At 64.1% G+C, this 11960-nt stretch carries 10 protein-coding genes; 9 read left to right on the forward strand and 1 reads right to left on the reverse strand.

Annotation, left to right across the window (positions count from 1 at the left end; all coding sequences use genetic code 11):
• The first annotated feature begins 27 nt into the window (after nt 1-27).
• The 3 genes from aroQ to accC all read left to right on the forward strand — a co-directional run bounded on the left by aroQ (nt 28) and on the right by accC (nt 2420).
• Nucleotides 28-483 (forward strand): type II 3-dehydroquinate dehydratase, encoded by a 456-nt coding sequence (gene aroQ, locus D8767_RS26110; RefSeq protein ID WP_003255330.1) that lies wholly within the window; start codon nt 28-30, stop codon nt 481-483.
• 99 nt (nt 484-582) lie between these two features.
• Entirely contained in the window at nt 583-1047 is a 465-nt protein-coding gene (gene accB / locus D8767_RS26115) for an acetyl-CoA carboxylase biotin carboxyl carrier protein (protein ID WP_016715395.1), read from the forward strand.
• A 17-nt stretch (nt 1048-1064) separates the two neighbouring features.
• Entirely contained in the window at nt 1065-2420 is a 1356-nt protein-coding gene (gene accC, locus D8767_RS26120) for an acetyl-CoA carboxylase biotin carboxylase subunit (protein ID WP_016715394.1), read from the forward strand.
• Between the two features lie 72 nt (nt 2421-2492).
• Here the strand turns inward: accC and D8767_RS26125 are convergent, their stop codons facing one another.
• Nucleotides 2493-4346: a sigma-54-dependent Fis family transcriptional regulator gene (locus D8767_RS26125; RefSeq protein ID WP_016715392.1), complete on the reverse strand. Its 1854-nt coding sequence runs from the start codon at nt 4344-4346 to the stop codon at nt 2493-2495.
• A 283-nt stretch (nt 4347-4629) separates the two neighbouring features.
• On the opposite strand from D8767_RS26125, the gene D8767_RS26130 reads away from it, so the two are divergent.
• The 6 genes from D8767_RS26130 (at nt 4630) to D8767_RS26155 (ending at nt 11921) form a co-directional block, all read left to right on the forward strand.
• Complete coding sequence (locus D8767_RS26130) at nt 4630-5685, forward strand: ATP-NAD kinase family protein (protein WP_016715391.1); 1056 nt, start codon at nt 4630-4632, stop codon at nt 5683-5685.
• A 22-nt stretch (nt 5686-5707) separates the two neighbouring features.
• Nucleotides 5708-6685, forward strand: coding sequence for a thiamine pyrophosphate-dependent dehydrogenase E1 component subunit alpha (locus tag D8767_RS26135; protein ID WP_016715388.1), 978 nt, complete (start codon nt 5708-5710; stop codon nt 6683-6685).
• A 33-nt stretch (nt 6686-6718) separates the two neighbouring features.
• Complete coding sequence (locus tag D8767_RS26140) at nt 6719-7741, forward strand: alpha-ketoacid dehydrogenase subunit beta (RefSeq protein ID WP_013970705.1); 1023 nt, start codon at nt 6719-6721, stop codon at nt 7739-7741.
• Nucleotides 7738-8844, forward strand: a complete 1107-nt coding sequence (locus D8767_RS26145) for an acetoin dehydrogenase dihydrolipoyllysine-residue acetyltransferase subunit (protein ID WP_016715387.1) — start codon at nt 7738-7740, stop codon at nt 8842-8844. The genes D8767_RS26140 and D8767_RS26145 overlap by 4 nt, the downstream gene beginning before the upstream one ends.
• Before the next feature lie 671 nt (nt 8845-9515).
• Entirely contained in the window at nt 9516-11249 is a 1734-nt protein-coding gene (locus D8767_RS26150; RefSeq protein WP_016715386.1) for a C13 family peptidase, read from the forward strand.
• A 27-nt stretch (nt 11250-11276) separates the two neighbouring features.
• On the forward strand, nt 11277-11921 hold the full coding sequence (locus D8767_RS26155) for an oxidoreductase (RefSeq protein WP_016715385.1): 645 nt from the start codon (nt 11277-11279) through the stop codon (nt 11919-11921).
• Nucleotides 11922-11960 lie beyond the last annotated feature (39 nt).

Below are 11960 nucleotides of genomic sequence, written 5' to 3' on the forward strand. Positions count from 1 at the left end.
TGCCCTACAAACCCAAGGAATCCGCAGATGGCAACGCTACTGGTGCTCCACGGCCCCAACCTCAACCTGCTCGGTACCCGCGAGCCAGGCCACTACGGCGCCGTGACCCTGGCCCAGATCAACCAGGACCTGGAGCAACGTGCCCGCGCCGCAGGCCACCATTTGCAATACCTGCAGAGCAATGCCGAGTACGAACTGATCGATCGTATTCACGCCGCACGCAACGAGGGTGTGGACTTCATCCTGATCAATCCGGCTGCTTTCACCCACACAAGCGTCGCATTACGTGACGCATTGCTTGCGGTGAGCATCCCATTCATCGAAGTGCACCTGTCCAACGTGCACAAACGCGAACCGTTCCGTCACCACTCCTACTTTTCCGATGTTGCCGTAGGGGTGATCTGCGGCCTGGGCGCCAGCGGTTATCGCCTGGCCCTGGAGTCCGCGCTGGAACAACTGGCTGCCAACGCACAGCCCAAATGATGAAAACCCTGGCCTCAGTGGGCCAGGGTTCTAGAGAAACGTTCAGTTACGTTTTTTTGTATTTCGCCCCCTGACCGAACCTTTGGGAGTTGATGATTAATGGATATCCGTAAAGTCAAGAAACTGATCGAGCTGCTGGAAGAGTCTGGCATCGACGAACTGGAGATCAAGGAAGGCGAAGAGTCGGTCCGTATCAGCCGTCACAGCAAAACCCCGGCTGCCCAACAGTACTTCGCACCGGCTCCAGTAGCCGCTGCTGCGCCTGTTGCCGCCCCGGTTGCCGCTGCCGCTCCAGCCGCCGAAGCTGCCGCCGCCGCCCCGGCCCTGAAAGGCACCGTGATCCGCTCGCCAATGGTAGGTACCTTCTACCGCAAGCCTTCGCCGACCTCGCCGAACTTCGCTGAAGTGGGCCAGACCGTGAAGAAAGGCGACACCCTGTGCATCGTCGAAGCCATGAAGATGATGAACCACATCGAAGCCGATGTTGGCGGTGTCATCGACGCCATCCTGGTAGAAGACGGCCAGCCGGTTGAGTTCGACCAGCCGCTGTTCACCGTCGTTTGAATCGCGGAGAGCCAACGATGTCTGGGAAGCTCGAAAAAGTCCTGATCGCCAACCGCGGGGAAATTGCCCTGCGGATCCTGCGTGCCTGCAAAGAGCTGGGCATCAAAACCGTCGCTGTGCACTCCACCGCCGACCGTGAACTGATGCACCTGGGCCTGGCAGACGAGTCGGTCTGCATCGGTCCTGCATCGTCCAAGGATTCCTACCTGCATATCCCGGCAATCATCGCTGCCGCCGAAGTCACCGGCGCCACCGCGATTCACCCGGGCTACGGCTTCCTGGCAGAAAACGCCGACTTCGCCGAGCAGGTTGAAAAATCCGGTTTCGCCTTCATCGGCCCGAAAGCCGACACCATTCGCCTGATGGGCGACAAGGTTTCGGCCAAGGACGCGATGATCAAGTCGGGCGTACCGACCGTACCGGGCTCCGATGGCCCGCTGCCGGAAGACGAAGAAGTCGCCCTGGCGATTGCCCGTGACGTCGGTTACCCGGTGATCATCAAGGCCGCCGGTGGCGGTGGTGGTCGCGGCATGCGCGTGGTGCATAAGGAAGAGGACCTGATTGCCTCGGCCAAGCTCACCCGTACCGAAGCCGGTGCAGCCTTCGGCAACCCGATGGTCTACCTGGAGAAGTTCCTGACCAACCCACGCCACGTGGAAGTCCAGGTACTGTCCGACGGCCAGGGCAACGCCATTCACCTGGGCGACCGTGACTGCTCGCTGCAGCGCCGTCACCAGAAGGTGCTGGAAGAAGCACCAGCCCCGGGCATCGACGAGAAAGCCCGCCAGGAAGTGTTCAAGCGTTGCGTCGATGCGTGCATCGAGATCGGCTACCGTGGTGCGGGTACGTTCGAGTTCCTGTACGAGAACGGCCGCTTCTACTTCATCGAGATGAACACCCGCGTGCAGGTTGAGCACCCGGTGTCCGAGATGGTGACCGGTATCGACATCGTCAAGGAGATGCTGAGCATCGCCGCTGGCAACAAGCTGTCGTACCGCCAGGAAGACGTGGTGATTCGTGGCCACTCGCTGGAATGCCGTATCAACGCCGAAGACCCGAAGAAGTTCATCCCGAGCCCAGGCAAGGTGAAGCACTTCCACGCACCAGGCGGCAACGGCGTACGCGTCGATTCGCACCTGTACAGCGGTTATTCGGTTCCGCCGAACTACGACTCGCTGATCGGCAAGCTGATCACCTACGGCAAGGACCGCGACGAAGCCATGGCACGCATGCGCAATGCCCTGGACGAGATCGTCGTCGACGGCATCAAGACCAACATCCCACTGCACCGCGACCTGGTGCGTGATGAAGGTTTCTGCAAAGGCGGCGTCAACATTCACTACCTCGAACACAAGCTGGCCAACGAGCATTGATCGAGTAGTGTGATGCACCAAAAACCCCGGCCTTGTGCCGGGTTTTTTTATTGCCTGCCAGGGCCTGAAGGCCTATCCCTTCATGCGCGGCATTTCGATGCGGTGCTCATGCACCCGCCGATACAGCGTCGCCCGCGATATCCCCAACGCCCGCGCCGCATCGGCCGGTTTCCAGCGATGGCGAATCAGAGCATCCAGCAACAACTGCCGGGCCGGGCAAGACACGCTGCTCTCAGGCGAAGCAACCGCTTCACCGCGCACCTCTTGCGGCAAGTCCTGCAATTGCACCTGCCCGCCTTCACTCACCGCGCAGGCATAGCGCAACACCTGCCGCAGCTGACGCAAGTTCCCCGGCCAACGGTAAACCAGCAATGCTTGCAGCGCATCATCGGCCAACACCACCTCGACAGCACACGCACCGGCCTCCTCGGCCAGCAGCTGATGAATCAACCCCAACCGATCCTCACGTTCCCGCAGCGGCGGCAACTCGAAGCGGGCATTGGCCAGGCGGAAGTACAGGTCTTCACGAAAGCGCCCGTCCTCAACCATCGCGGCCAGATCGCGATGGGTGGCGCAGATCACCTGGATGTCCACACGCTCACGCCGCGCGGCGCCCAACGGCGCCACTTCACCCTCGGCCAGCACCCGCAGCAGGCGCGTTTGCAGGTTCAGCGGCATGTCGCCGATTTCATCGAGGAACAGCGTGCCGCCATCGGCCTGCTGCAACAGCCCTTGCATGCCTTTGCTGGAGGCCCCGGTAAAGGCTCCAGCCACGTAGCCAAACAGCTCGCTCTCGATCAGGCTTTCCGGAATGGCCGCACAGTTCAGCGTGACGAACGGGCCATCCCGGCGCTGGCTTTGCTGGTGCAGTTGGCGGGCGAACACTTCTTTGCCAGCCCCGGTCTCACCTTGCACCAGTACCGCCAGATTGCAGTCCTTGACCCGCGTGGCCAAGCGCAGGTGCTGTTCGATGCGTGCGTCCTGGGCCTGGCGCAACGGCTGCGCGCGCTGGCGTTGCCGTGGGGCGCTGACCCGACCATACAGCCCCCCCAGACCCGGCAGGCGCTGGGCCGACGACGCGCTCACCCGGCGTAGCTGGTCAATGTCGAACAGCTCACCAATATGCTCGGGCAAGCGCCCCAGGCGCTCCACCAGCCGTTGCCGCGCCAGGCTGTTGATCGCCTGCAGGCGGCCATCGGCATCCCAGGCCAGCAGGTAGTCCGGCTGGCTTTCCACATAACCCGGCGTGCCGTGGGCGCGCATCACCCAGTGGCCTTGGGCACTGTGCATGAAAAAGGCGTTTTCGATCTCGCGGGCGGTCTGCTCCACCAGTTGGCGGATCAGATGCTGGCTACGGCGGTCATCTGGCGACTGCAAGGCTGACACATCCACCACGCCCAACAACTCGCCCAGCGGGTCGAATACCGGTGCCGCCGTGCAGGTCAGGCCGATGAACGCAGCGCGGAAGTGGTCCCGCTTGTGCACGGTGACCGGGGCCTTGGCGGTCAACACCGCCGCCACGCCGCAGGTACCCTCCTCGCCTTCCGACCAGCAGGTGCCCAGGTACAGCCCGGCCTTGCGGCAGTCGTTGCGGATGGCCGACTCGACCCGGTAATCGATGGTGCGCCCCTGGGCATCGGTCAGCAGTACGCAGTAGTCGGCACCGCGTACCCGCTCGTGTAGGCGTGCCACAGCATCGCTGGCGATGCGCAGGAACAGTTCGGCGCGTTCGCGGCACTCGTTGAGCAGGCTTTGAGAAAGGATACGCGGCCCCTGCTGGGACCCAGGGTCGAGGCGGTACAGCTCCATGGAACGGCGCCAGGAGTCGAGGATCAGCGGTGGCACCGGCGCCTGTGGCAGGCGGTCGGCATTCTTCAACACCCTGCTGACGCAGTCGACATGGGCTCGGGAGTTCGCGGCAAGCATTCAGGCCCTCCGGTTCTCGTTGCTGTTTTTATCGTTGTCCGGCCATTAAGCGCCTCTGGGCATGCCCCGACAAGCACTGTGTGATTACCGGCTGGCTTGAGACGCCGCGTCTCAGCGTCTCGGCAATGCCTGCCTGGCGCTGGCACCCGGCGTCTCGCCAGCACCGTGGCAAAGGCATGCCAATACGCAACCAAAACCCTCTAGCGCGGCCATTTCGGTCAAATCAAAGAAAGCTGGCACCGCGCTTGCTCCTGCCTTGGCAAACAAAAATACGAGGTGCGCCATGCCGCAACCCGCCCCGATTGTCGGGATCATTGCCAACCCTGCCTCTGGCCGCGACCTGCGCCGCCTGACCGCCAACGCCGGGCTCTATTCCAGCACCGACAAGGCCTCGGCCATCCAGCGCCTGCTGGCGGCCTTCGGTGCCACCGGTATCGGCCAGGTGCTGTTGCCCAGCGACATGACCGGCATCGCTGCTGCCGTGCTCAAGGCCAGCCAGGGCCCGGGCGCCCGTGACCAGCACTGGCCGGCCCTCGAAATACTCGACCTGCCGCTGACCCAGACCGTTGCCGACACCCGCCAGGCCACCCGGCACATGGTCGAGCGCGGCGTGGCGATGATCGCCGTGCTCGGTGGCGATGGCACCCACAAGGCAGTCGCTGCCGAGGCCGGTGACGTGCCGCTGCTGACCTTATCCACCGGCACCAACAATGCGTTCCCCGAACTGCGCGAAGCCACCAGCGCTGGCCTTGCCGGTGGCCTGTTCGCCAGCGGCCTGGTGCCCGCCAGCATCGGCCTGCGCCGTAACAAGCGCCTGCTGGTAAGAGTGCCCGAGCAACAGCTGGCCGAATGGGCCTTGGTCGAAGTGGCCGTGTCGCCACAGCGCTTCATCGGCGCCCGTGCGCTCAGCCGCAGCGAGGACCTGTGCGAAGTCTTCGCCTGCTTTGCCGAACCCCATGCCATCGGCCTGTCGGCCCTGTGCGGCCTGTGGTGCCCAGTGTCACGCCACGAGCTGCACGGTGCCTGGGTACGCCTGAATCCCGGCGCCGAACAAACATTGCTCGCGCCGCTGGCACCCGGCCTGCTGCAAGCCTGCGGCATCACCGCCAGCGGCCCGCTGACTCCTGGCGTTGCCCATCGCCTGAGCCTGACCAGCGGCACCCTGGCCCTGGACGGCGAACGCGAGATCGAATTCGCCGAGCACGACACGCCCACCATCACCCTCGACCACCAAGGCCCGCTAAGCGTGGATGTCGAGGCCGTACTGGCGCACGCCGCCCGCCACCACCTGCTGGCCGTCCCGCGCGGCCAGCGGCTGCATTCTGCATCCCCGCGTTGAGACAACCCTGGAGAACAACAAGATGTCCAATCAACTGAGTACCGAACAACTGCTGCATGCCTATGAAGTGATGCGCACCATCCGTGCGTTCGAAGAACGCCTGCATGTGGAATTCGCCACGGGCGAGATCCCCGGTTTCGTCCACCTGTACGCTGGCGAAGAGGCCTCGGCCGCCGGGGTCATGGCCCACTTGCGCGACAGCGACTGCATCGCGTCAACCCACCGTGGTCATGGCCACTGCATCGCCAAGGGCGTGGACGTGTACGGCATGATGGCCGAGATCTACGGCAAGAAGACCGGCGTATGTGGCGGCAAGGGCGGCTCGATGCACATTGCCGACCTGGAGAAAGGCATGCTCGGCGCCAACGGCATCGTCGGCGCTGGCGCCCCGCTGGTAGCCGGGGCAGCGCTGGCCGCCAAGATCAAAGGCCGCGACGATGTATCGGTGGCCTTCTTCGGCGATGGCGCCTCCAACGAAGGTGCGGTGTTCGAGGCCATGAACATGGCGTCAATCATGAACCTGCCCTGCATCTTCGTGGCCGAGAACAACGGCTACGCCGAAGCCACCGCCTCCAATTGGTCCGTTGCCTGCGACCATATTGCCGACCGCGCCGCCGGTTTCGGCATGCCGGGTGTCACCATCGACGGCTTCGACTTCTTTGCGGTGTACGAGGCCGCTGGCGCAGCCATCGAGCGCGCACGCTCCGGGCAAGGCCCGTCGCTGATCGAGGTCAAGCTCAGCCGCTACTACGGCCACTTCGAAGGCGATGCACAAACCTACCGCGCCCCGGATGAAGTGAAGAACCTGCGCGAATCCCGCGATTGCCTGATGCAGTTCCGCAACAAGACCACCCGTGCCGGCCTGCTCACTGCCGAGCAACTGGACGCCATCGACGCCCGCATCGAAGACCTGATCGAGGACGCCGTGCGCCGCGCCAAGTCCGATCCCAAGCCACAGCCCGCCGACCTGCTCACCGACGTCTACGTCGCCTACCCCTGAGCCGCGGATTACAAGAACAACAGGAGAACCACCATGGCAAGAAAGATCAGCTACCAGCAGGCCATCAACGAAGCCCTGGCCCAGGAAATGCGCCGCGACAACACCGTGTTCATCATTGGAGAAGACGTGGCCGGCGGTGCCGGCGCCCCCGGCGAGGATGACGCGTGGGGGGGCGTGCTGGGCGTGACCAAAGGCCTGTACCACCAGTTTCCCGGCCGCGTGCTGGACGCGCCGCTGTCGGAAATCGGCTACGTCGGGGCCGCCGTCGGGGCTGCCACCCAGGGCCTGCGCCCGGTGTGCGAGCTGATGTTCGTTGACTTCGCCGGCTGCTGCCTGGACCAGATCCTCAACCAGGCCGCCAAGTTCCGCTACATGTTCGGCGGCAAGGCAGTCACCCCGCTGGTGATGCGCACCATGTATGGCGCCGGCCTGCGTGCGGCGGCCCAGCACTCGCAAATGCTCACCTCGCTGTGGACGCACATCCCAGGCCTGAAAGTGGTGTGCCCGTCCTCGCCTTACGATGCCAAAGGCCTGTTGATCCAGGCGATCCGCGACAACGACCCGGTGATCTTCTGCGAGCACAAGCTGCTGTACAGCATGCAGGGCGAGGTGCCGGAAGAGGTGTACACCGTGCCGTTCGGCGAGGCCAACTTCCTGCGCGATGGTGACGATGTGACCCTGGTCACTTACGGGCGCATGGTGCATGTGGCGCTGGAGGCTGCCAACAACCTGGCCCGCCAGGGCATCGACTGCGAAGTGCTGGACCTGCGCACCACCAGCCCGCTGGACGAAGACAGCATTCTGGAAAGCGTGGAAAAAACCGGCCGACTGGTGGTGATCGACGAAGCCAACCCGCGTTGCTCCATGGCCACCGACATCAGCGCGCTGGTGGCGCAGAAGGCCTTCGGCGCGCTCAAGGGCCCGATCGAAATGGTCACCGCACCGCACACCCCGGTGCCGTTCTCCGATGCCCTGGAAGACCTGTACATCCCTGACGCGGCGAAGATCGAGGCTGCCGTGCGCAAGGTGATCGAAGCTGCAAGGAGTGCCGCATGAGCCAGATCCATACCCTGACCATGCCCAAGTGGGGCCTTTCGATGACCGAGGGCCGGGTGGACGCCTGGCTCAAGCAGGAAGGCGACGAAATCAACAAGGGCGACGAGGTGCTGGACGTCGAGACCGACAAGATCAGCAGCAGCGTCGAAGCCCCGTTCAGTGGTGTATTGCGCCGCCAGGTGGCCAAACCGGATGAAACCCTGCCGGTTGGCGCACTGCTGGCGGTGGTGGTGGAAGGCGAAGCCGAGGAATCCGAGATCGATGCAGTGGTACAGCGCTTCCAGGCCGAGTTCGTCGCCGAAGGGGGCGCCGACCAAGCACAAGGGCCGACCCCGCAGAAGGCTGAAGTGGGCGGCCGCCTGTTGCGCTGGTTCGAACTGGGCGAAGGCGGTACGCCGCTGGTACTGGTACACGGCTTTGGCGGCGACCTCAACAACTGGCTGTTCAACCACCCGGCGCTGGCGGCCGAGCGCCGGGTGATCGCCCTTGACCTGCCGGGGCACGGCGAGTCGGCAAAGGCCCTGCAACGGGGCGACCTGGATGAACTGAGCGAAACCGTGCTGGCCCTGCTCGACCACCTGGACATCGCCAAGGCCCACCTGGCCGGACACTCCATGGGTGGCGCGGTCAGCCTGAACGTGGCGCGCCTGGCGCCGCAGCGGGTGGCCAGCCTGAGCCTGATCGCCAGTGCCGGCCTGGGTGAGGCAATCAATGGGCAGTACCTGCAAGGCTTTGTTGCCGCCGCGAACCGCAACGCCCTCAAACCGCAGATGGTGCAGCTGTTCGCCGACCCGGCACTGGTCACCCGGCAGATGCTGGAAGACATGCTCAAGTTCAAGCGCCTGGAAGGTGTCGATGATGCCTTGCGCCAGCTGGCAATAGCCATTGCCGACGGTGACAGGCAGCGCCACGACCTGCGCGGCGTGCTGGGGCAGCATCCGGCACTGGTGGTGTGGGGTGGCAAGGACGCGATTATCCCGGCCAGCCACGCAGAGGGCCTGGAGGCCGAAGTGCTGGTGCTGCCAGAGGCCGGGCATATGGTGCAGATGGAGGCGGCTGAGGAGGTGAACCGGAGGATGGTGGAGTTTTTACGGGGGCATTGAGGTAATGAGTTACATGTCTGGGGATGGCGGATGGGCATGGAAGTGCATGCCTTGAGTGCTCCAGCGCCTAGGACATCTAGCGCCGCCCGCGCGGCGCATCGCGAGCTACGCTCGCTCCTACGTTTGTTTCGGGCCAATTTGTCCTGTGGGATCTGCGCGCGGACGCCTTGGCGCATGGCTCGATTTGGCGTCGTACAAACGAGGCGGTCGCGCGCGATGGCCCAGGCGTTACTGGCCCGAAACAAACGTAGGAGCGAGCGCCGGCGGCGCTCGATTTCCCAGGCGCCGAACAACTCAAGACATGCACCCGCTAGCCCTCACCCAATCCCCCGACATGCACCTCGCAGCCACCGCACGTTCTGTAAGTTGGCTGAGCTACTTTTGCATCGCCAGACCGGGGATTTCACCTGAGATTCAGGTTGAGCCGAGCGGCCTCATCGCCGGCAAGCCAGCTCCCACAAATTCTGCGCAAGGCTCAAGGTCAGCGCACACCCTGTGGGAGCAACTGTCTTCTTGTGGAAGCTGGCCTTGCCGGTGTTCGCGGCTAAAGCCCCACAGGGACCGCGCACGCCCACGATCCATGGTAAATCCTGCGGGCGCAGCCCATGCCCTCGCTGTCTCAGGATCCCATTCTGCGTCATACTCGGCAGACCTATTGCCCGGTCCTCGCCATGCGTCCACTGCTCCCCATTACCTTGGTCTTGCTGCTCGCCGCCTGTGGCGATGGCGAATCGCTGCTTCCGCCGGACGCGCGCCTGCCTGACGGGGGGCGTTACCGGGGTCAGGTGGTCGATGGCCTGCTGCAGGGCGAGGGCCGTATCGACTACCCCAACGGCAGCTGGTACGCCGGCGGCTTCAAGGACGGCCAATGGCACGGCCAGGGAGAATGGCACGGCCAGAACGGCGAGGTGTACCGTGGCCAGTTCGCCGGGGGGCTGTTCCAGGGACTGGGCGACCTGACCACGCCGGGCAGCCACTATGCCGGCACCTTCAAGCATGGCCGCCGCGATGGCGAAGGCACGCTCAAGCAAGCCGACCAGACCTACCGTGGCCAGTTCAAGGACGACCTCTACGACGGCGCTGGCGAACTGGAACTGGCCGACGGCAGCCGCTACCAGGGCCTGTTCGCCAAGGGCAAACCCAACGGCGCCGGCGTACGCAGCGATGCCAGCGGTAACCAGTTCAGTGGCCGCTTCGTCAACGGCGAGCTGCAAGGCAGCGGCACCTACGACAGCGTTGACGGTGAGCAGTACATCGGCGAGTTCAAGGACAACCGCCTGGAAGGTCGCGGCCGTTACGAAAACGCCGATGGCGATGTGTGGATTGGCGAATTCAAGGATGGCTCATTGATCGGCGAAGGCGAACTGCTGGGCAGCGATGGCAGCCATTACAAAGGCGAGTTCGCCGACTGGCGCCTGTCGGGCCAGGGCAGCCTGCAGCTGGCCGATGGCAGCAAGTACATCGGCGGCTTCCTGAACGATGCCTACCACGGGCATGGGCGATTGATCCTGGCCAGCGGCAAGGTCGAAAGCGGCGTCTGGGTCAATGGCGTGCGGGTACGCGACCAGAACGGCCAGTTGCTACCCGATCCGCTGGACCTGGCCCTGCTCAATCAGGGCCGCCTGCTGGACGAGGCGCTGGCCCGTGTCCCGCGCTCAGCCCCATCGATCCAGCTGTACAGCCTGGTGGTGGCCGGGGATGGCCAGCAGAGCGTGTTCCTGCGCGAAGCCGACTACGTCAGCAACATGCTCAAGGTGCGCTTTGGTGCCCGTGGCCAGATGACCTTGGTCAACCACCGCGACCACATGGCCACCCGCCCCATGGCCACTCGCGAAAACCTTACCCGTGCCGCCCGCACCCTGGCCGAGCGCAGCGGCCCTGAAGACCTGGTGTTCATCTACCTTACCAGCCATGGCAGCCAGGACCATCAACTGGTGCTCGACCAGCCGCGCCTGCAATTGGCTGACCTTTCCGCCGACGAACTGGCCACTGCCCTGGCGCCGCTCAAGAATCGAGACAAGGTAATCGTCATCTCGGCCTGCTATTCAGGGGGCTACATCGCCCCGCTCAAGGATGAGCGCACGCTGATCATGACGGCGGCCCGGGCCGACCGCGTGTCTTTCGGTTGCTCGGAAGAAGCCGACTTCACCTACTTTGGCGATGCCCTGTTCGCCGAAGCGCTGAACCAGACCGACGACCTCAAACAGGCATTTGAACTGGCACGTACCAGCGTTGCCGAAAGAGAACAAAGGGAAGGCTTCGAGGCCTCCGAGCCGCAGCTGTGGGCGCCGCCCGCCGTGCTTGAGCACTGGCAGCAGCTGCGCCGGCAACAGGCCGAAGAAGCGTTGCGTAACGCCACACAAGCCAGCGCGGAGCGACGAGCGGAAACGCCCGGCAACCACTAGAATTGTGTGTAACAAGGGAGAGACATCATGTATTTGACGCCTCAGCATGTCCTGCTTGCCGGTGCCACAGGTCTGACGGGTGAACACCTGCTCGACCGCCTGCTCAACGAGCCCACCATCACCCGCGTACTGGCGCCCACTCGCCGGCCGCTGGCCGAGCATCCGCACCTGGAAAACCCGGTGGGCGACCCGGCGGTATTCCTTCCTCAGTTGGCCGGGCGGGTCGATATCGCCTATTGCTGCCTGGGCACCACGCTGAAGCAGGCCGGCTCCGAATCGGCGTTCCGTGCGGTGGACCTGGACATGGTGGTGGCGTTCAGCAAACGTGCCCGGGAAATGGGCGCGCGGCATCTGTTGGTGGTCAGCGCGCTGGGTGCCGACCCGAAATCGTCGATTTTCTACAACCGGGTCAAAGGTGAGATGGAAGAGGCGCTGAAGGCTCAGGACTGGCCGCAGTTGACCATCGTGCGGCCGTCGTTGCTGCTGGGCGAACGCATTCAGCCACGCCTCAGTGAGCAGTTGGTTTCGCCGTTTTCCAAGCTGATACCGGGTAAATACCGGGGGATCGAGGCTTGCACTCTGGCGCGGGCGCTTTGGCGGCTGGCGTTAGAGGAAGAGGACGGGATACGGGTTGTGGAGTCGGATGAGTTGCGCAGGTTGGGCAAGAAATAGGCGTTACCTATGACGGCCTCTTCGCGGGCAGCCCGCGAA

It is taken from the genome of Pseudomonas sp. LTGT-11-2Z, assembly GCF_003691445.1.
Classification (GTDB): Bacteria; Pseudomonadota; Gammaproteobacteria; order Pseudomonadales; family Pseudomonadaceae; genus Aquipseudomonas; species Aquipseudomonas monteilii.